We start from the raw sequence: 20012 nt of genomic DNA on the forward strand, positions 1-20012 counted from the left end.
GAAGTCGGGCATCTAACCTAAAAGCTACGGATGAACGTTGAACTAATCCTTAAAAAATGAAAATAATTTGCAATTGCAAATTAGTATTTTCCCGGAAGATTTCAATGCGATCGATAAATTCTCGAAAGTAAAACCTGCGTTCTGATTCTGATAAATCGAGCCAAAATTGCGGCAGGGAAACTGTTTGGGCAATTTCTCGCAAATTTACTGGGGGTAGTTGCGCTAATTTGCTTTGCAGTTCGGCAATTTCGGTGCGGATTTTGTAGGCTCTAAACTCGGCCGTTTCCGTGTCTAAAATGCCGCTTTCAATCAGGGCCGCAAGTTGCTCTATGATTTCTTGTTTCGATGCGATCGCCCTGACAATTCCTGCTTTAATTCCATTCATATTCGGCATTTGCAACCCAGCAACAGCATCGGGTAAATCCCGACAAATACCGGCGATGGTTAATTGCAATACTTCATCGTAGGAAAGGCCGCTACATTTAGGCTGTTTTGGACAGTTAATCGGTCGCAAATAAAGGTATTCTTTTTCTTGGCGGTAGGAGGTGACTTTGGCAACTGTCATGGGGGATTTGCATTCTGCACAAATTGCTAAACCTGCGAGGGAACGTGGGGCGCTAGCGCTGCGAGGAGAAAGGCAGCGGTTGCGGCGCAGTAACCTGTCTATTTGGGCGGCTTCTTCTCTGGAAATAATCGGGACGTGGGTGTTAGAAATTACTTGACCGTTTTGATATTCCAAATCACCTCGGTAGGCTGGATTTGTCAGCCAGCGGCGGCCGGTGCTTACAGAGATTTTTTTGTTGTATTTCTTGGCTAAATACCGCACGGAACCTCGCAAGGAACCGTAAATTAAAAAGTGTTCAAAAAAGTCTTTGACGGTGGGGGCGGTGGTTTTATCGATCGTATAACAATCTTTGCCCCGCCGGTAGCCGTAGGGAGCCTTACCCGGTGGAATCCGGGATTTGATGCGGTTGCGGGCGTGTCCTTTGCGAATACTCCGGCTGTGTTGGCTGCGCTGGATTTCTGCGAGGATTTGCAGCAAGTTTTGGCGGTTTCGCGGTTCTGTTTCTGCTTGTACGATGATTTCGACGCCGAGGTTTTCGAGTTGGGCGAGGTGCGAACACACTTGCTGTACGGTGTCGCCGAGTTCTTCAAACCGCTGAATTAATAAGTATTTGACTGGTTCTGTTTGGCAGTCTTTGAGGAGTTGTTGCAGTTGCTGCCGCCCTCCTAAGTCTTGATAGGTGCGATCGACTTCTTGGCCCCAAATTTCCGGTGCGGGTGCTGCTTCGAGTAGCGGTTCGGTGTAAGAATAAGCGATGATTTTCATCTGTTACTCGCTGAGTTCGATGATGTTGCCGTCGGGATCTTGGGTAAATAATGCCGATCGACCTGACGCGCTCATTTGAAACGGGCAATTGTGAGCGATTAACTGCTGTTTGGCTGCCTCTAAGTTGGCCACAGAAAATGCTAGATGTCGGTTGCGTCCCCATTTGGCATGGTCTACGGCATCTGGGATAATTGTTGCACCTAAAATTAGGTGGAGCTGGAAGTCGCCGATTTGATACCAGATTCCGGGAAATTTTAAGTCGCGATCGATTTTTTGCAGTCTTAGTACGGTGCTGTAAAAGTGTTGGGATTTTTCCAGGTTGGAGATGAGTAGGGCGGAGTGGAGGGATTGAGTAATTTGCATTGTTTGTTGGAATTTATTGTTTTATTTTAACCGCTGATGCAGGCAGATGAGCGCTAATGAACGCAGATTTTTTGATGTTGGTTGAGTTTTTGATATGATAACATTGTCCGTCGCTCTTAATATATCTATTATCAAGTCTTGTAACAAAAAACTGCCCCCTGGGAGTGTTTTTAACAATGGTTTCTCAAAAAAGTGCGATCGTCTCCAAAGCGGGCAAATTCCCTCTCCGCAATGTCTTGGTAGTTCCCTTTGTTCTCCAAATTTTGGCTGCTGTTGGCTGCGTTGGCTATCTCTCTTACAGAAACGGAGAGCAGATAGTCAACGATATTGTTAGTCAGTTGCGGCAGGAAGTGAGTGCGAGAGTTTACGAACGTGTTCAAACCTATCTGGAAGCTCCGCCACTGGTGAATCAGATTAATCAGGATGCTGTACCTTTGGGGGTGTTGAACTTTGACGATTTGGAGCAAGCTCGACCCTATTTTTGGAAACAAGTTCTGCAATTTAAGTCGATCGGTCACGCGGGAATTGCCAACGAAAAAGGTCAGTACCTGCGTGTGGGTTGGGTAAATCGGCTGGTTGGACTTGAACAACCTCAGCTTGCCCAGCAACTGATTCCGGGGGGCGGCGACTTGATATATTACAACCTTGACGATAATGGAAACCCGACAACAATCGACAAAAACACGCCCAATTATGACGTTCGCACGCGCCCTTTTTACAGAGTAGCTGTTGAGAAGAAACAGGCAGCTTGGAGTGAAGTTTATATTAATTTTGGCTACGGTACGCTGCAAATTAATGCGAGTGTACCCTATTACGATGCCGAAGGGAAACTAATTGGGGTGCTGACTTGCCAGATGGGACTAGATCAAATTCGCCACTTCCTGCAAACCTTAAGGGTGGGTAATTCCGGTCAAGTATTTATCATTGAACCCCAGGGTGAGTTAATAGCCACCTCGCTTAAAGAACAGCCTCTTTCGGTGGGAACAGGCAAAGATACAACGCGGCTAAAAGCACAAGAAAGCAGCAACCCGCTGATGCGTCAGAGTGTGGTTTATCTGCTCGAACGCTTCAAGCATTTGGAAGATATCGAGCAAACTGTTCAACTTGACTTTAAGCTGAACGGTGAGCGGCAATTTATCCAAGTTTCTCCGCTAACTGACAAGTACGGTCTCAATTGGCTGAGTGTAGTAGTAGTTCCTGAAGCGGACTTTATGGCGCAGATTTATGCTAACACTCGCTACACCATTTTACTGTGTATAGTGGCTCTCATTGTCTCTGTTGGAGTGGGTATTTTCACCGCTAGCTGGATTACTCGCCCCCTAAACCAAATTGCTCAAGCTTCAGAATATCTAGCAGGTGGTGCTCTTAACCAGAAAGTTGCTTCCAGTCAAATCTGGGAAATTGAAACCTTAAGAAATTCCTTTAACAGCATGGCGATACAACTGCAAGAATCCTTTGAAACACTAGAAGATAAAGTCAAAGAACGTACCTCTGAACTCGCCACAGCCACCAAACAAATTGCCACTCTCAACCAGCTCCTGAAAGCGGAAAACCTTCGCATGAGCTCCGAACTCGATATGCTCAAACAAATGCAGCAGTTGATTCTGCCAAAACCTGCTGAACTCGCAGCCATTCAAGATTTAGATATTGCCGGATTTATGGAGCCAGCCTCGGAATTAGGTGGTGATTACTACGACGTACTTTGTACTAACGGGGTTGTCACGATTTGCATTGGTGATGTCACCGGACACGGATTAGAAAGCGGCATTTTGATGGTGATGACTCAAGCTGCTGTCCGCACTCTTCAAGAAATGCAAGAATCCAACCCGGTGCGTTTTTTAGATACCCTCAACCGCACTATTTATAAAAATGTCCAGCGCATGAACTCCGACAAAAATATGACACTAGCTTTGCTAAACTATGCGGATCGCACAATTAGTATCAGCGGTCAACATGAGGAAACTCTTGTGGTCAGGAAAGGTGGTAAAATCCAGCGGATAGACACCATGAATTTAGGATTTCCGCTCGCCTTAGATGAGGATATTTCCGATTGGATTAGCCATGTTTTAGTAGACTTAGAGCCGGGGGACGGGGTGGTGCTTTACACTGACGGCATTCCCGAAGCTAGAAATATGCACAAAAAATTCTATGGTATTGAAAGACTCTGTGAAGTTGTTTCTCAAAACTGGCACTTGAGCGCCGAACAAATCAAGGAAGCCACCATCGCTGATTTGCGAAATTTTATTGGAAAACAAAAGGTTTTTGATGACATTACTTTGCTAGTATTGAAGCAACAGGGAAATATTGTGCATAATTTATGATTTACCGTCGTCAACCCGGTTTCTACCAGCGGTCTTGGATTTAGTGGTCAAGCATCGAAGCAGAAACAGGATTTCGAGTTCTGCGCCTGTAAGTTATAATAATTTACAGCGAGGAAGTCAAACAACTTTGCGCTTCCAGATTCGGAAGTATAAATTATGAAACCACAAATAAATTTAGCACCATCTAAATCTCCAGAAGAACTCCATAACCAGCTACAGGAGTTGAGCCAAAAACTTGAGGAAGTCGAGGATGAAAAAAACAGCTATGAAACTTTAGTAGAAATTGTTACACAACACTCCACAGATCTGGAAAACCAGATCCGTAATAAAAACCGAGAGATGCAGACTTACATCGAGCAGGTAAAAAAGGTTATAGATGCAGCTATTGCTGTAAAAAACAATAGCTTTCAACCCCAGATATTGTCAGATGTGGCAGCGCGCAGTGATGCACTGGGAGAACTGGCACAGGTATTCTCGCATATGGTCCAAACGGTGAAAGCGCGGGAACAAGAATTAGAGAAACTTTTGCAGGCTTACGGACGTTTTGTTCCCGATGAATTTCTCCAATTTCTCGGCAAGCAAAGCATGGTTGATTTCCAGCTTGGAGATCACGTGAGCAAAGAGATGGCAATTATGTTTTCCGATATGCGTTCCTTCACCACGATGGCGGAGCAAATGACTCCTCAAGAAAACTTTGACTTCATCAATAACTATTTACAGCAAATTAGTCCCGAAATTCGTAAGCACAATGGTTTTATTGTCAAGTATATTGGAGATGGAGTCATGGCAGTTTTTCCTGATGGCGTGGATGATGCTATTCAGGCAGGAATTGTGAAGTTGGAGCAGTTGCAGAAATACAATCAAAGCCGTAAAATAAATGGGGATATACCGCTGAAGATTGGCATTGGTATCCATGTGGGTGATACGATGGTTGGGATTATTGGAGATGCAAATCGGATGCAAGCAGATGCGATCTCAGATCATGTCAATCTCACAGCTCGTCTGGAAGGTTTGACTAAGTATTATGGCGTATCTTTATTAATTTCTGGAGATGTGGTACAACGTTTGAGTCAACGCGAAAAGTATCATATCCGTTTTTTGGATCGGGCTATTGTCAAAGGTAGACAAGAAGCCATTTCAGTTTGTGAGGTGTTAGATGTTGAAGTAGAACCAGTGCGATCGCTCAAAATTCAAACTTTGCCTATATTTGAGGAGGGACTCCAAGAATATTGTCAGGGAAATTTTGCTAAGGCCATAGTTTGTTTTGAACAGATAGTGGCGCTAAATCCAGATGACAAGCCCAGTCAACTTTACCTAAAACGCCTCCAATCGCTGTTAGAAAAGAGTCTTCCTGCTAACTGGAATGGCGTGTGGAAATTTACCCAGAAGTGACATTGATACATCAATTGGAGGCAGAAAAATCATGACATCTGGAAGCTTAAAAACAATGACACAAATCTTTGGAGAATTCATTGAAGAATTTCCTCCTGAACACGACTCCCTAGAACTTACATTTACCCCCAGTTCTCGCCCCATCAAACAGCGCTGGCGCAATAACAGGCTTTCAGCTCATTTTGTAGCCGATTATTTGTCTAGCTTTCTACCGGTGGATGAGGAGGATGCTAGCAGCGAGAAACGGATAAAAGAAAGCAAGGGAGCTGTGAGCTATGTGGCAAACGAACTCTTAGAAAATGCGATAAAATTTAATAACGATGATACCAATTACAAGGTCAGATTTGGTATACATTTTATTGGTGAAACAGAGGTGACGGCGATAATTTTTGCCAGTAATAGTGTCAAGCCAGAAAGGGCAAATAAATTGAAGGAGTTTATTGAAGAAATTCTGGCTTCCGATCCCAATGAACTTTATTTGCAGCAGCTTGAAAAGAATGCGGAATCGGAAAGTGACACATCGGGATTGGGATTGCTGACGATGATTAATGACTATTCAGCTAAGATAGGTTGGAAATTCGAGCGTAGACCAGAGAGTGATACCATCATTGTTACGACTGTGGTTCAAATTAGGGTCTAGTTGCTAGCATTTCAATATTTACTCTCTTGTGCGATCGCACTATTTTAGTCAGGAAACAAAATTACAATGGGTATTCAAGAAATTCAAGGTGAAGATTACAGCATTCAGTACGATCCAGAATCAGTCACAGTCACTTTCCAAGGCGAACTGAGCCTGAGCGGCCCCGCAGAGTATGCGCCAATAGTCGAATTGTTAGATGAGGTCGCCAATCCCGAACCGCCTACTATTACCTTGAACCTAAAAAATTTGGAATTTGTTAACAGTTCTGGTATCAGTATGCTGTCGAAGTTTGTCATTGCCGTTCGGAAAAAGAAAACGATTCAACTTTTGGTATTGGGTTCAAATGATGTTCCCTGGCAACAGAAATCTCTCAGAAATTTAGAAAAGCTGTTGCCAACTTTGAAGCTCGAATTAGCGTAGGATATGTGTAAATTTTAACTACAGTTAATACAGGCGGGACGCCCGTTCCACACACAGTTAACATAGGCGTGACGCCCGTGCCACACACAGTTAAAATACATAAATTTGGATGATTAGTAAATTGCTTAAGTTTGCTGGATCGGCAGTTCAATGATAAACTCGGTTCCCTTGCAGGGTTCAGACTCGCACCGAAGCGATCCTCGGTGATTTTCTACTAAGATTTTGTAGACAATAGACAATCCTAAACCGGTACCTTTACCAATTTCCTTGGTGGTGAAAAACTGCTCGAACATTCGCTCTTTTATCTCTGGTGTCATTCCGGTTCCCGTGTCAGCAATCCGCACTCTCACCCGATCGGGGCCAGCTAATTCTGTGCTGATCAAAATTTTTAGCGCAGCATGGGGCTGATTTTGTGATGCATCGTCCAAAGCATCGATCGCGTTGGTAATTAGATTCATAAATACTTGATTTAGCTGTCCTGAATAACACTCTACAGGAGGCAATTTTCCATAATTTTTAACTACTTGAATGTCGCGACGGTCTATTTGAGAATTGAGACGGTTTCGCAAAATTAACACGGTGCTGTCAATGCTGTCGTGCAAATCGCACATGGTCATGTTACTGTTATCGGTTCGCGAAAAGTTGCCCATAGATTTGACAATTTCGCGAATGCGATTGGAACCCATTTGCATGGAAGAGATAACTTTAGGCAAGTCTTCAACTAGAAAATCAAGATCTATCTCTTCGATTTTAGCTGTGATTTCGGGACAGGGATTGGGATAGCATTCTTGATAGAGACACAGCAGGTGCAACAAATCTTGAGTATAAATTGCGGCATGGCTCAAGTTGCCGTAAATAAAACTAACTGGGTTATTAATTTCGTGGACGATACTAGCCATTAGCGCCCCCAGCGAAGACATTTTTTCGCTGTGGAGGAGTTGAGCTTGAGTTTGTTTTAGTTCGCAAAGTGCGCGATCGAGCTGGGCGGCTTGAGCTTCCGCTTTCGAGGTAGCAGCACAACTTTCTTGATAAAGTTCAACCTGTTTAAGGTCGATTTCAAATTGTTCGATTTCGCTTTCTTGCTGGTATTGACTCACCACGGCATCGAAAGCTTCTAGCAAGTCGCCGCCCGCTGCTTCGACAATGTACAGCAGGTGGGGGTTTTCCAGCATGAGTTCGGCATCAGGAACTTGCACCAGTGCTTTTATTCGATCGATATATGCGCGCACTTGTTTGTCTAAATACAGTGGCGGCTCAAAATACATTGCCTTGAGGGCGGGTGAAGGGGGACTCACTAAGTTGACGCTGCTGCCAAGATTAATTAAGTCGCGGTGCGATTTTTCCATAAGCTCGATCGCCTCTAACAAATCCCGGCGCAGTTTTGCTCTTTCTACCCCATTCTGAGAGGAAACTAACCTCATGCAAAAAAAAGCCGTTCGTTGGGACAGCATTCGCTGGCGGCCGCTGATGTTAATTACCGCAGCACTAATTTTTCTGGCTGTCGTAATTTCTTCCAGATTAAAGTAGTTGCTCAGTGCTGCCATTGGTAATACCCCCGACTCCACTAAATGTCTGTAGCTCCTGCTGACACAAGATTTAAGAGCCATAAAAAAAATTGTACAAGACACTAATCAATATATTCTGTATTTCCTAATAAAGTAGTATACTAAAACACAATTATTTTCAATTGGTGGCTTATCACAATTTTTATAATTCGGCTTCTTGCACAGTTTTTCTTAATGATTCAAAAATTCACAAGTCAACTTCGCCATAATTTGAGCTTGAGTTTGCGGCAACCCGTGAGTAGCATTGGGAATAATTACTAACTCGGCCCCCGGTATCTCGTTAGCGTAGGTTTCACAGTGCCATAGAGGAATTGTTTCGTCGCTATCTGCTGCGATAACTAAGGTAGGAATTTGCAATTTGTGAATTTCTTTTTCTACTGTATCAACTGCGTCTTCCGGCCGCATCCGACTCATTAAAAATGACCTTGCTACTGGTTGAGACATTAACTCCCTGCGCCACCCGGAAATTTGCTGCAATTTCTCACTTTTTCCCGCTAAACTAGCAAAAGGTTTTGCCAACTGCAAAGCCCAATCAACGGCTGGGGTTTCCCACAACAGCGGCCGCAAAGCATCATATTGACCGCAAAAACTATCGTCCCGAATTCCCGCTGGGGCTGCTAATACTAAACTGCTGACAGAATTAGGATATTTTAGGGAATATGCAGATGCTACCCAACCGCCAAAAGAATGTCCGATGATGCAGCAGGGTTCGATATTTAGTTGTTCTACAACTTGCCGCACAAAAGCAACTTCTACAGCTACGTCGTAGCGGATTTCTGGTTTGCTGGATTCTCCAAAACCCAACATATCTAAACTGATGCACCGAAACTGAGATTGCAATAACTCAATGAACGGCAGCCAGCAAGTCTTTTCTCCTAAGAAACCGTGCAGCATCAATAAGGGTCTGCCGCACCCGATGTCGAGGTAGGCGGCTGTTTGGGTGGTGCTATTGACAAATGTAGTTAATGTGTGCGTTTGTCCTCGAAGTGCTTGAGACTGCATGGGTGATCGACTCCTAATAGGTAAGATACATTTGTAAAGGATTGTAACAAAAAAGCAGTTCAAACGTTAAACTTCATTACGGAGTACACAGTTAGAAATAGACCATGATATTGTCTATGATTATTAGAAAACACTACAAACCCAAAGCAGGAGAACACTTTGAACTCTACTTTAAAACAGTACCCGGCTTGCTCTCTTCGCGAAGATGTCAGTGAGTACGTAGCACACCTACAGCTTCACATGACGTTACAAGCTCGCAACTTGCTCCCTACCATTACCACCGCTAAGGATAGTCGCGAACAACTGTTGCAGCAGACTCAGGCTCATTTTGAGAAACGTGTTTCTCGACAAACTATTTAAACAAATTTAACGATCGCCCGCGGTCGATCGAACTTTCCCACATTTCAGCATCCCAGAAACCCGGTAGCCTCAACAATACCGGGTTTCTTTTCGGCTAATTATGCAGGGGCCCGGTTTTGGGTAATATGCGTTCGGTGTGTTTTAAATTTAATGTCTATGCGAATTCCGATTATTGCATTTTTGACTTTGGCTGCGCTGGCTGGCGGCGAATTGACGGCGCAGGCGATTGATCCGAGTGCCGCACCGACTGAGGCGGAGTTTAGAGAGGGAACCGCAGAGGCGCAGAGGGCGCAGAGGGAGGAGGATGAGGTCATCGGTGACAACTTAACGTCAAACCGACCATCTCTGTTGTTTGTAGCGAAGTCTAGATCCCCCCTAGCCAAGGGCGGGCACGGAGGCACCGCCCCTACTAAGGGGGGGACAAGAAATATGCTCAAAGTCCCTCTTATTAAGGGAGATTTAGGGGGATCTAGACTAGATGACAAGCGACATTTGTTATCGGTTCCAGTCTTAAATAGTCACCAATCGGATGAGGTGAACCCAACTGTGCGGGATTTGCCGGCATCCGATGAGCTCGCAGCTTCTGGAGAAGTACGCGCGGCGCAGCTATCCCCTAGGGAATCTCTCTCATATCGTTTCCGGTTGCATCAAAATAATAAAATCGAGTCAACAGTTAACACTCAACCATTCAGTTTTTCCACCCCGAGTCAACAGTCAACAGCCAACAGTCAACAGTCAACAATCATTCCGGTGCAACCGGAATTGATATCACTCAAGTCCAGCCACAATAAAGATTTTACATCTCTGTTAAAAACTCCGGCGACGATCGCGACACAAGCCGAAATCCCCGAAGCAGTAAACAGCAACGCCCGACAGCTAGGCGGTACTCTACAAATCAGTCAAGCGGGCAATGCTGAGGGCGTTTACGTTGCAGAGGTAAAAATTCGCTTTGTCAATTCCCGAGGTGAAGCTGTTGATAAAAAAGGGAATCCCATTGAGGGCAGAATTTCGGAAGATTTTATCCGAGGTGAGATCAAACTCAAGGCGGGGGATAACTACAGCCGGGAAGTTGTACGATCGGATTTACAGCAGTTGCAGCAATTGGGATTGTTTGACAAAGTGACGGTTTCGATTGAAGAAGTTGGCACGGATGTTAATGTAATCTACAACGTTCAAGAGCGATCGGCTCGTTCTTTTAGCGTGAGTGCCACTCTGAGTGATGATGTGGGCGTTGCTGTTCCTCTTTCGTATACCGATCGAACTTTCGGCACCAACCCCCAGCGGCTAGCGGTGGAACTTGAACCCAGCCTCCGAGGTATCCAGTACGATGTCGAGTTTGTCAGCCCTTACGTTGCCGCCGAAGACCGTTTGGGATACAGTGTGAGAGCTTTTGGCGATCGCAGAATATCGGAAATTTTCAACAAAGATATTGATTTGCCCAACGGGAACCGAGTTCGGGAAATTCGGGTGGGGGGAAATCTCAGGTTTACCAGACCTTTGGGCGATTGGCAATCGACTTTGGGACTGAATTATACAAACATCAGTACGCGCGATCGCAACTTAAATATCGCCCGCCGCGACGAACTCGGCAATCCTCTCACATTCAGCGGCAGCGGCGTTGACGAGTTATACACTGTTTCTTTCGGTGCGATGCTTGATCGGCGGGACAATCCCTTCAACCCCACCAGTGGCTCAATTCTCAGCCTCAGCACCGAGCAGTCGATACCTCTGGGGCGAGGTAACATTGTGAGTAATCGGCTGTTAGCAAATTATATACAGTATGTACCAGTAACTTTGCTCGGCATCAGCGAGTCCGAAGCCTTGCCCGAAATGCTGGCTTTTAACTTGCAAGCGGGGACGGTAATCGGGGATTTGCCACCAACGGAAGCTTTTCGCCTCGGCGGCCGCAATTCCGTGCGGGGTTACGACGGCGGGGATATTGGCAGCGGCCGGAGTTATTTTTTGGCTTCGGGTGAATATCGGTTTCCTGTGGGTCAAGATGTTGGCGGCGTGATATTTGTTGATTTTGCGTCGGATTTGGGAACGGGAGATAGTGTACTCGGAAAACCGGCTGTAGTTAGGGACAAACCGGGGACTGGGGCGGGTGTTGGGGTGGGTGTGAGGGTGCGATCGTCCTTTGGATTAATTCGCTTAGATATGGCTGTTAGCGACTCCGGCGACCTCAAATTTATACTCGGTACAAAGCAACGGTTTTAACAATAGTGCAACAGATCATATCAATTCCGGTTGCACTCCTTCGGAATTGTTGACTGTTGACTGTTAACGGGCGGGTCGAAAAACTGAATGGTTGAGTGTTAACTGTTGACTCGATTTTATTATTCCGATGCAACGGGAAACGATATTAGTTAACCCACAGTGTGAAACAGATTTTGGGCGACTCAATTGCCGCCAAAGCCTTTGGTCGGACATCATCAAACCTATCGGCCTCGGCTGGCGGGGTGTCGGTAATTTCTGCGAAGGATAGGGTAAATTGTCGATCGAATAATTGAGTTTGATTTCTTTCCTCAGCCCAACCTCCAAAGTTTGTAGTAGTAATCGAAATTGAGTGAAATACAGCACCTCGGTAAGGACACAACAATGTTGTATCCCTACTGTGTCGTAGGCAATTGACAATTGCTATATAGCAGTTCTCAATCTTGGTGAGGTATGCCCTATGCCCTATGCCCCATGCCCTATGCCCCATGCCCTATGCCCGCTTATCAAGCGTGCACCTCATGTTACTGAGAAAGGCTATATTTATTTATGCTCGTAAATGCTTAACGCTTTGGTTTCTTCACATCAACAGTTTTCGGCTTAGCCGCCGGAGTGCGCGGATAAAACTTAAACTTATTGAGCGCAGCACTTGCCGATTTAGCCACACCGCTATCTATATCTCGCAAAGCTTTTTGTAGCAGCGGAATCACTTTTTCAGACTTAATCATTGCTAGTGCTTCCACAGCAGCTTCGCGCACCTCCGGGTGAAGATCTTGAGCTAATTTTCCCAAGGTTTCTATTGCTCGCTGACCTTCGGATCTCAGAGCATTAGCAGCAGCCATTTTACCTAAAGCAGACGCTGCAAACTTGCGGGTTTCTTTGTCCTGACTTTGAACACATCCCATCAACTGCGGTAGGGAATAGCTTGGTGCTTGTCTGGTAATTGGAAGCTGTTGTTCGACTGCTGGTTGATGTAAATCAATTGGTTGGGGTTCCGAAAAATCTGTGTAATTTAACTCTTCTTCAACTTCTGTTTGATTTAACTCACTTGACAGTTCCTGCCAAACTTCTTCTTGTGATAAACCTTCGGAAAATTCTGTTGAATTTAACTGACTGAACTGCTGCTCCGGGACTTCTTGTTGTACATTACTCTCGTACTGCTCTTGCAAAGACCTGATAGTAGCTTGCATCTGAGCTTCGTGCTCTCTCAACTGCTCGTGAGCCGCTTGCAACTGACTCTCGTATTGCTCTTGCAAAGCCTCCATATTTAACTGCAGCTCAACCTCGCGGTTCTCATATTCCTCGGCAATTTGCCTCAAGCGAATTTCGTGTTCATTTTGCAAGTTTTGCAAATGTTGCTCCATCTGAGCTTGATAATTTATATGCAATTCGTCAGCAACTCTAAGTAAATGATGTTCGTGTTCTGCTTGCAAAGATTGGATATTTTGCTGCATCCTAGCATTGTTAGCGGCTTCTAATTCCTCGCTGATTTGTCGTCGCAGCTCGTACTCGTCTACGCTGGCAAATGGTTGGGGCTGACTGTCGCGTTCTGCCAAAACTTGTTGGAGCTGACTGTCGCGTTCTGCCCGAACTTGTTGGAGCTGATTTTCATATTGAGCCGCAACTTGTTTGAGCTGGTTTTCGTATTGGGTAGTAACTTGTCTGAGTAAATTTTCGTGTTCGATAGTAGCTTTTCTAAGCTGATTTTCCCGTTCTCCTTGCTGAGATTCGACAGCTTGTTGCACCCGAGACATCTGAGCTAATTCTATTTCCTCAGTAATTCTGCGAGTTTGCTGCAAGTATTCTTGCTTTTGCTTCTTTAAGCGCTTTTCCACTAACCAGTAAGCAACTGCTACCCCTGCCAAAAAACCTACGATCGCTCCTATGATACCCACAACTGAGATCCTCCCGACAAAATAGTGATGCTGGACTTTTTACATTTAACCATAGAGCCTCCTGTAACCGCCCAGTAGCAACAGCCAGGCTGTCACTGCCAGCCAGTGAACTGCCACCGCAGGCCAGATAGAACCGCTTTGCAGGTAGGCGATGGAGCACGCAACTCCCAAAATTGCCGCCAGTAGCAAAAATACTGGATTCATAAAGGTCGATCGACCAACCGGGTAAAAAGTCAGCGCGTTCAGCGGGTGGTACACTACAAAAACCGCCAAACTCGCGCATCCCCAAAACCACAGCATTAAGCCAGAAGCCTTCTCGAACGGGTGTGGCAGCATTAACACCCGGAACAATAATTCCTCGGTGATGCCGGGACTTAAGAAACAGCCAAGAAGCACTCCCACAATTGTACGCCGAGAGGTTTGCACGTCTACTTTTAGAAATCCTGACCAAAAACCAATGGAAAGAGCGATCGAAGTGTAAACCAGCGCGAGCATAGCTGCAACCAGCCAATCAGTGAAATCGGGAATAGTTGAAAAAGCTAGGGTGACGCGGCGTAGCAGCAATCCCAGCAGCGCCATCGCACTAAAATTTAACATAATCAAACTGATCCTTAAAATTTTCAAACAGATGTTAGCAGTAAGTTGAGCCGTTTATTATGCAAAACCAATCATTGCTACCCGTCAGAGTCCACGTTTTTGTTTCGGGATTAGTTCAAGGAGTAGGATACCGATATTCAACGAGGAATCAAGCAAAGTATTTCGGCCTGGGCGGCTGGGTAAGAAATCTCCCCGATGGGCGCGTCGAGGCTGTCTTTGAAGGCTCCAAAAAAGCTGTGGAAGGAATGATTAGTTGGTGCCGCCGCGGCCCCAGCGGTGCTACGGTTAGTGAGTTGATTTTGGAATACGAAGACCCGGAGGGCGATTCCCTTGGCGATAGCTCCGCTTCACGCACTTTTGAGATCCGCCGATAAAACAATAAAGGAAATAAACTGCGGTTGAAACCGCTACTATACAAACGAAGTCTGCCTAGTCTACGGCAGGCTTCGCCCAAACAGACTAAAGAATAAATTCGATAAAAAGCGCGAATTTGGTATTGCCAATTTATCAATGATGAGCAAGTTGAGTTAAATTAGCAAACAACTGAGCAACTTTGGTCAAATCTTTATCTCCTGGCGCTATTTCTACGCCGCTCGAAAGGTCAACACCGCTGAAGTTATTGCCGATCGCGCTATCAATTGCATTTAAAATATTATCGGGTGTTAAACCGCCCGCCAGCAGCCAACGACACTGCGGTCTAAACTCTGATAACATCATCCAGTCGATCGTTTTACCAGTACCGCCCAATTGCCCTGGATGGTAAGCATCCAGCAGTAAAGTATCGACACGAACAGCATAAACAGCAGCGGTGGCTAAAGTTTCAGGAGTCTTAACTCTCAGGGCTTTGATAATTTCAATTCCCGGCAAAAACTCCCGCAGTCGCTCGCAATATTCCGCTGTTTCATCTCCATGCAACTGCACCCCGCTTAAATTTGACTCTGCCGCTACTTGACAGATATTTTCTATTGTGGTGTTGGCAAAAACGCCGATGCGATCGACATTTTCCGGCAACTGCTCGACAATCAGGCGAATTGTTGCTGGGCTGACATAGCGCGGGGAAGCCGGCACGCAGATAAACCCCAAAGCTTGGGCTCCCAAGCGGGCGATCGCAATTCCTTGGTCTAATTTAGTGATTCCGCAAATTTTAACCCGCACTCTTCCTCCTCGGTTCCGCAGTTGTATCAAAATATCAACGAATTGTTAACTATTAAAACAAATCTTAGTTTAATGCAAACCGCTTTTTATAATCTTGGAAATCAATTTATCTGTGAAATCAGGAAATAAGAACATGATCACCTCATCTTTGCTGTTAGCCGTACAATCTACCGCTCCCTCAACACCGGAGTGGTCGCCACTGGTAGGACTGACAATGATTTTATGCAATTTGCTGGCGATCACGATCGGCTACTACGGCATCTCCAAGCAAAACCGAGGCAAGGGCCCAGCTTTACCCGTTGCACTCCCTGGAATGTTCAAAGGCTTCGGCGTACCAGAATTGCTGGCAACAGCCAGCTTCGGTCACTTGCTCGGAGCCGGAGTAATCTTGGGCTTGGGTAACGCCGGAGTTCTGTAAAAATCAGGGGAAAGGCAAAGGCAAGGGGTAGAAAAGATATAATAGAAACTCTTTCTTGCTCTCCTTTCCCAGGAAATTTCATGCAGACAGGTTGGCGAATCGGCTCTTTATTTGGCATCCCCCTAGTTATAGATTATTCGTGGTTTATAATTTTAGCCTTAGCAACCCGCGAATACGCCAGCAGTTACCGCCTGTGGGGGCCTGCGCTCTCCTGGAGTGCGGGGTTAGCAATAGCTCTGCTACTGTTTGCTTCCGTGCTCTTGCACGAACTCGGACACAGCTTGGCGGCGATATCGCAAGGCATTAAAGTTAATTCTATTACCTTATTCTTATTTGGCGGAGTAGCTTCGATCGACTCGGAATCAAAAACTCCCGGTCAAGCTTTTCAAGTAGCTATTGCCGGCCCTCTCGTCAGCTTTGCGTTGTTTTTAATCCTCGGTTTGGGTTCTCAAGTTCTTCCCCCGAAAAGTTTGTTAGCAATTGTCACCGAAAGGGTAGCACTAATCAATCTCGTTTTGGGATTATTTAACTTAATTCCCGGTCTACCTTTGGATGGAGGACAAGTTTTAAAAGCAGCAATTTGGAAAATCACTGGCTCTCGATTTGCCGGCGTTCGCTGGGCGGCAAAAACCGGACAAGTTTTAGGTTGGCTGGCTGTTGCTTTGGGTCTGAGTTTATGCTTTTTAGCGCGCGAGTACGGCGGCTTGTGGATTGCGCTGATCGGCTGGTTTGGCATTCGCAATGCCACGGCTTATAGCCAAGTTACTTCGCTGCAAGAAGCCCTACTCAAAATTAAAGCCAGCGATGCGATGAGCCGCGAGTTTCGAGTTGTAGATGCAGATTTGACTCTGCGAGAATTTGCCGATCGATATTTGTTAGAAGTCAATCCGTTTCCATTTTACATTGCTGCGACCAATGGCCGGGATTTGGGCTTAGTGTCGATCGACGATATCCGCTTCACAGAACGCAGTCAATGGCCAATTCAGACTTTGCACAACATTTTGAAACCCCTGGGAAAAACCCCCACAGTCTCGGAAAAAGCATCCCTCGCAGAAGTAATTAACAGCATGGAAGCCCGTCAACTCCCCCGAATCATCGTCCTCTCGCCGATTGGTTCAGTAGCGGGGACGATCGATCGGGGCGACGTGGTTAAAGTTTTGGCAAAATACCTCAAGCCCCAGATTTCAATGGCCGACATCAAGCGCAGCAAAGAAGAAAACAGCTATCCCCAAGGATTGCAGTTAAGTGCGATCGCCAAAACCGCACAAGAAAACTAAAATTTTGGCATCAGTAAGGGGCATTTACGAGCACGCCAATGTTAGATTGTTGAAACCAACAATTATTAATATGCCCAAATTCTTTCATCAATTTCATCGTCAGTTGAAGGAGAGAGAGTGGAGTTGGAAAAACTTAACTTATTCCTTCCCCTTCGCTGACTTGCAACCTCTTGCTATTATCTGGATTCTCGTGACCGGAACTCTATTGGGGGTGAGGCATTTAGGTGGGTTGCAGCCACTAGAATTAAATGCTTACGACCTCATGGTGCAGTTGCGACCAGATCTAGGCCCTGACCCCAGGTTGCTGATAGTTGAAGTCACAGAGCAGGATATTAATACTATTGAAAAATGGCCAATTTCCGATCGCACTTTAGCAAAAGCGATCGCAGAAATAGCACGTCTTGAACCCACAGCTATTGGCATCGATATAATTCGCGACATTCCCTACGAGCCGGGGAATGCAGAATTAGCAACTCAATTGAAAAATCCCAAAGTATTTCCGATTACCTTCCTTGGCCAATCAAAGTACCAGCAAGTGCCACCCAATCCTAACATACCAGAAAAGCGGGTAGGATTTAACGATTTAGTCTTCGATCCAGACGGTATAGTGCGTCGCAATTTGATGTTTGCCAAGAATGGTAAAACAACAATGACTTCATTATCAATGCGGCTAGCTTTTGCTTATTTAGATAGCAAAAAAATAGATTCTAAATTGACAGAAAAACAAGAAATTCAGGCAAATAAAATAGTATTTTCAAAATTGCGATCGGACTCAGGAGGTTATCAAAACATTAATGCCCAAGGCTATCAAGTTCTACTCAATTACCGCTCTGCTGAAAAAATAGCAAACAGCGTGACACTAACTCAAGTTTTGGAGCGAAAACTTGAGCCTAAATTGGTGAAGGGTAAAATAGTCTTAATGGGCGTTACCGCCCCAACTGTAAAAGATATTTTTTCTACCCCTTACAGCGCTACTAAAAATGGTAATATCCCGACGCCTGGGGTATTAATTCATGCAACTGCCACCAGCCAAATTCTCAGTGCAGTTTTAGACGGCCAAGGGCTATTTTGGTATTGGGACGAATGGCAAGAAATTCTCTGGATCGCTGTTTGGGGCGCCGTCGGCGGCTGTTTAGCTTGGCGGCTAGAAAAATCCCTAAATTTGATGGGAAGTGCGATCGTAGCTTGCGGCTCATTATTCGGATTCACCTTTTTCCTCTTCATGCAACAGGGGTGGATACCTCTAATTTCCCCTGCTATGGCCCTTTTAATCACCGCAGGAGTCGCAGTTACCTATAAATACGAGCAGTCGAGGCAACAGCAAGGGATTGTGATGAAGTTATTAGGACAACAAACATCACCTGCGATCGCAAATGCCTTGTGGAAAGAGCGCGTCCATCTGCTCGAATCAGGGTTATTGCCAGGGCAAAAAGTTACTGCTACCATCATTCTCACCGACGTGCAGGGTTTTAGTACAATCTCCGAAAAACTACCGCCAGAAGTAGTCATGAGTTGGTTAAATGAGTATTTATCAGCAATGGCCCAAGAAGTTCAAGAGCATCAAGGCGTGATTAATAAATTTACCGGAGATGGAATGCTGGCAGTATTTGGCGTACCCATTCCCCGCACCACTCCAGAAGAAATTGCCGAAGATGCTCGCCTCGCCGTATCTTGCGCTCTAGCCATCAGTTCCCGCTTGCCAGAAATGAATCAAAATTGGCTCACACGCGGTTTACCGACTGTAAAAATGCGAGTAGGCATCTTTACAGGGCCTGTGATGGTGGGTAGTCTGGGAGGCGCAACCCGTTTAGAATATGGAGTGATCGGCGACAGCGTAAATATTGCCTCTCGCCTGGAAAGCTGCGAAAAGGATCGGCAAGAGGACACTTGCCGGATATTGATTGCAGAAGAAACCTTTCTGTATCTGGCGGACAAATTTGAGGTAGAATCTTGGGGACCTTTACCGTTAAGAGGCAGGGAACAAAAAGTTAATGTCTACCGGATTTTGGGAAGGAAAAAGAAATAAAAAGAGAGAATCTATCCCTAAAAATTCATGGAGTTAATATGAAAACAATTACTAAGTTTCTCATCAATCTGATATCAGTTGGCTCAATAGTATTGATAGCCACACTTAACATTTCTCAATTTGCAGTTGTGGGACAGCCGACTCCAGAAGTAGATGGCAAGCCACCCACTGTACCGGGAGGGCCGCGCTTCATTCAGCCTACTGAAGATATAGATAATTGGCCCCCCACTCAACCGAGACGCCCTGTGCGCGGTGGCTGCGCGAGCATTAGTCAGCTAGGTCTCACAGCTTTAATGCCTAAAAATAAGATCGGACGGACTGTTTCCGACTATCCAACGTTCTTTTTCTACTTGCCTCAAACAGAGGCGCAATCAGCCGAATTTATCCTACAAGATCAAAGCGGCAACCAGATTTATAAACAGGATGTCACAATTAGCAATTTATCAGGGGTGATCGGCGTTAGTATCCCTGCTGACAAAAATGTGCCACCCTTGGAAGTAGGCAAAAGTTACACTTGGAATTTGACAGTGATTTGCGACTCTCAAGACCGATCGGCAGATCAGATCGAAATCGGTACTGTACGGCGAGTTGAACTCAGTGAAGATATCCGCCGTCAATTAGATCAGGCTGATCCGCGCCAGAAAACCGTTATTTATGCTGAAAATGGGATTTGGCAAGATGCCCTCAGCACCCTAGCTGCCGCTCGCCGTGATCAGCCTAATGATACAACGTTCAAGGCTGACTGGGAAAGCTTGCTGGATTCTGTGAAATTGGGCGAAATTGCCCAAGAGCCGATCGTTCAAATTCCGCCACAGCCATAAGCTCTACTGCATTTTAATTTAACTTTTTTGGTGGCGTTAGAGCAACGGGCCAGAAAACTTTTAATAAAAAGAAGTGTACAAGTTTTTCACTTGTATCAGTAATAGCCAAGATGGCTGTTATACAATAAAATTTCTTTGTTGTGGAACGGCCATCTTTGCTGTTCCCAAAAGGCGGTATACCCCACAATAATTATCCCAGAAATATGTGGAACGGCC

19 protein-coding genes are annotated in these 20012 nt (G+C 45.5%); 11 read left to right on the forward strand and 8 right to left on the reverse strand.

What is annotated here, in order from left to right:
- Positions 1-49: 49 nt before the first annotated feature.
- Entirely contained in the window at positions 50-1330 is a 1281-nt protein-coding gene (locus tag QUA07_RS06435) for a recombinase family protein (RefSeq protein ID WP_333323496.1), read from the reverse strand.
- 3 nt (positions 1331-1333) lie between these two features.
- Positions 1334-1693, reverse strand: a complete 360-nt coding sequence (locus QUA07_RS06440; RefSeq protein WP_190663367.1) for a VOC family protein — start codon at positions 1691-1693, stop codon at positions 1334-1336.
- Positions 1694-1869: 176 nt separating this feature from the next.
- Here QUA07_RS06440 and QUA07_RS06445 point away from each other — a divergent pair, with 176 nt between their 5' ends.
- From QUA07_RS06445 to QUA07_RS06460, 4 genes are all read left to right on the forward strand, one after another.
- Complete coding sequence (locus QUA07_RS06445) at positions 1870-4014, forward strand: SpoIIE family protein phosphatase (RefSeq protein ID WP_333323499.1); 2145 nt, start codon at positions 1870-1872, stop codon at positions 4012-4014.
- 156 nt (positions 4015-4170) lie between these two features.
- Positions 4171-5406 carry an adenylate/guanylate cyclase domain-containing protein gene (locus tag QUA07_RS06450; RefSeq protein ID WP_333323501.1) on the forward strand — a complete coding sequence of 412 codons (1236 nt, stop codon included), beginning with the start codon at positions 4171-4173 and terminating at the stop codon, positions 5404-5406.
- Between the two features lie 31 nt (positions 5407-5437).
- Positions 5438-6046, forward strand: a complete 609-nt coding sequence (locus QUA07_RS06455; protein ID WP_333323503.1) for a DUF6272 family protein — start codon at positions 5438-5440, stop codon at positions 6044-6046.
- 66 nt (positions 6047-6112) lie between these two features.
- Complete coding sequence (locus QUA07_RS06460; protein WP_333081064.1) at positions 6113-6466, forward strand: slr1659 superfamily regulator; 354 nt, start codon at positions 6113-6115, stop codon at positions 6464-6466.
- Between the two features lie 125 nt (positions 6467-6591).
- On the opposite strand, the gene QUA07_RS06465 is transcribed toward QUA07_RS06460, so the two are convergent.
- Complete coding sequence (locus QUA07_RS06465; RefSeq protein WP_333323504.1) at positions 6592-8073, reverse strand: ATP-binding protein; 1482 nt, start codon at positions 8071-8073, stop codon at positions 6592-6594.
- Between the two features lie 129 nt (positions 8074-8202).
- A complete protein-coding gene (locus tag QUA07_RS06470; protein WP_333323505.1) occupies positions 8203-9033 on the reverse strand; it encodes an alpha/beta hydrolase in 831 nt (276 codons plus the stop codon).
- 159 nt (positions 9034-9192) lie between these two features.
- Here QUA07_RS06470 and QUA07_RS06475 point away from each other — a divergent pair, with 159 nt between their 5' ends.
- Positions 9193-9393 (forward strand): hypothetical protein, encoded by a 201-nt coding sequence (locus QUA07_RS06475; RefSeq protein ID WP_333081061.1) that lies wholly within the window; start codon positions 9193-9195, stop codon positions 9391-9393.
- Between the two features lie 150 nt (positions 9394-9543).
- On the forward strand, positions 9544-11610 hold the full coding sequence (locus QUA07_RS06480; RefSeq protein ID WP_333323507.1) for a BamA/TamA family outer membrane protein: 2067 nt from the start codon (positions 9544-9546) through the stop codon (positions 11608-11610).
- 145 nt (positions 11611-11755) lie between these two features.
- On the opposite strand, the gene QUA07_RS06485 is transcribed toward QUA07_RS06480, so the two are convergent.
- The 3 genes from QUA07_RS06485 to QUA07_RS06495 all read right to left on the reverse strand — a co-directional run bounded on the left by QUA07_RS06485 (position 11756) and on the right by QUA07_RS06495 (position 14099).
- The gene (locus QUA07_RS06485; protein WP_333323509.1) at positions 11756-11992 is read right to left on the reverse strand and encodes a hypothetical protein; all 237 of its coding nucleotides are present in this window, start codon (positions 11990-11992) and stop codon (positions 11756-11758) included.
- 178 nt (positions 11993-12170) lie between these two features.
- Complete coding sequence (locus tag QUA07_RS06490; protein WP_333323511.1) at positions 12171-13502, reverse strand: HEAT repeat domain-containing protein; 1332 nt, start codon at positions 13500-13502, stop codon at positions 12171-12173.
- A gap of 45 nt (positions 13503-13547) precedes the next feature.
- Positions 13548-14099: a CPBP family glutamic-type intramembrane protease gene (locus QUA07_RS06495; protein ID WP_333323513.1), complete on the reverse strand. Its 552-nt coding sequence runs from the start codon at positions 14097-14099 to the stop codon at positions 13548-13550.
- A 59-nt stretch (positions 14100-14158) separates the two neighbouring features.
- Between QUA07_RS06495 and QUA07_RS06500 the strand changes: the two genes are divergently transcribed.
- Complete coding sequence (locus QUA07_RS06500) at positions 14159-14473, forward strand: acylphosphatase (RefSeq protein ID WP_333323515.1); 315 nt, start codon at positions 14159-14161, stop codon at positions 14471-14473.
- Positions 14474-14606: 133 nt separating this feature from the next.
- Here QUA07_RS06500 and QUA07_RS06505 read toward each other — a convergent pair whose 3' ends face one another.
- Entirely contained in the window at positions 14607-15254 is a 648-nt protein-coding gene (locus QUA07_RS06505) for a phosphoribosylanthranilate isomerase (protein WP_333323647.1), read from the reverse strand.
- Between the two features lie 133 nt (positions 15255-15387).
- Between QUA07_RS06505 and psaK the strand changes: the two genes are divergently transcribed.
- The 4 genes from psaK (at position 15388) to QUA07_RS06525 (ending at position 19796) form a co-directional block, all read left to right on the forward strand.
- Complete coding sequence (gene psaK / locus QUA07_RS06510) at positions 15388-15672, forward strand: photosystem I reaction center subunit PsaK (protein ID WP_333040629.1); 285 nt, start codon at positions 15388-15390, stop codon at positions 15670-15672.
- Positions 15673-15752: 80 nt separating this feature from the next.
- A complete protein-coding gene (locus tag QUA07_RS06515; protein ID WP_333323516.1) occupies positions 15753-16949 on the forward strand; it encodes a site-2 protease family protein in 1197 nt (398 codons plus the stop codon).
- 70 nt (positions 16950-17019) lie between these two features.
- Positions 17020-18975, forward strand: a complete 1956-nt coding sequence (locus QUA07_RS06520) for an adenylate/guanylate cyclase domain-containing protein (RefSeq protein ID WP_333323518.1) — start codon at positions 17020-17022, stop codon at positions 18973-18975.
- A 38-nt stretch (positions 18976-19013) separates the two neighbouring features.
- Positions 19014-19796: a DUF928 domain-containing protein gene (locus QUA07_RS06525; RefSeq protein ID WP_333323519.1), complete on the forward strand. Its 783-nt coding sequence runs from the start codon at positions 19014-19016 to the stop codon at positions 19794-19796.
- Positions 19797-20012 lie beyond the last annotated feature (216 nt).

This window comes from Microcoleus sp. T3_A4 (genome assembly GCF_036700465.1).
In the GTDB taxonomy this organism is placed as follows: Bacteria; Cyanobacteriota; Cyanobacteriia; order Cyanobacteriales; family Microcoleaceae; genus Microcoleus.

Excerpts from the sequence above, each read along its gene's own strand:
- QUA07_RS06445 (WP_333323499.1), top strand. The coding sequence starts at position 1,870 with ATGGTTTCTCAAAAAAGTGCGATCGTCTCCAAAGCGGGCAAATTCCCT.
- QUA07_RS06500 (WP_333323515.1), top strand. The coding sequence starts at position 14,159 with ATGCAAAACCAATCATTGCTACCCGTCAGAGTCCACGTTTTTGTTTCG.
- QUA07_RS06515 (WP_333323516.1), top strand. The coding sequence starts at position 15,753 with ATGCAGACAGGTTGGCGAATCGGCTCTTTATTTGGCATCCCCCTAGTT.
- QUA07_RS06460 (WP_333081064.1), top strand. The coding sequence starts at position 6,113 with ATGGGTATTCAAGAAATTCAAGGTGAAGATTACAGCATTCAGTACGAT.
- QUA07_RS06525 (WP_333323519.1), top strand. The coding sequence starts at position 19,014 with ATGAAAACAATTACTAAGTTTCTCATCAATCTGATATCAGTTGGCTCA.
- QUA07_RS06440 (WP_190663367.1), bottom strand. The coding sequence starts at position 1,693 with ATGCAAATTACTCAATCCCTCCACTCCGCCCTACTCATCTCCAACCTG.
- psaK (WP_333040629.1), top strand. The coding sequence starts at position 15,388 with ATGATCACCTCATCTTTGCTGTTAGCCGTACAATCTACCGCTCCCTCA.
- QUA07_RS06480 (WP_333323507.1), top strand. The coding sequence starts at position 9,544 with ATGTCTATGCGAATTCCGATTATTGCATTTTTGACTTTGGCTGCGCTG.
- QUA07_RS06465 (WP_333323504.1), bottom strand. The coding sequence starts at position 8,073 with ATGGCTCTTAAATCTTGTGTCAGCAGGAGCTACAGACATTTAGTGGAG.
- QUA07_RS06450 (WP_333323501.1), top strand. The coding sequence starts at position 4,171 with ATGAAACCACAAATAAATTTAGCACCATCTAAATCTCCAGAAGAACTC.
- QUA07_RS06455 (WP_333323503.1), top strand. The coding sequence starts at position 5,438 with ATGACATCTGGAAGCTTAAAAACAATGACACAAATCTTTGGAGAATTC.
- QUA07_RS06435 (WP_333323496.1), bottom strand. The coding sequence starts at position 1,330 with ATGAAAATCATCGCTTATTCTTACACCGAACCGCTACTCGAAGCAGCA.
- QUA07_RS06520 (WP_333323518.1), top strand. The coding sequence starts at position 17,020 with ATGCCCAAATTCTTTCATCAATTTCATCGTCAGTTGAAGGAGAGAGAG.
- QUA07_RS06495 (WP_333323513.1), bottom strand. The coding sequence starts at position 14,099 with ATGTTAAATTTTAGTGCGATGGCGCTGCTGGGATTGCTGCTACGCCGC.
- QUA07_RS06470 (WP_333323505.1), bottom strand. The coding sequence starts at position 9,033 with ATGCAGTCTCAAGCACTTCGAGGACAAACGCACACATTAACTACATTT.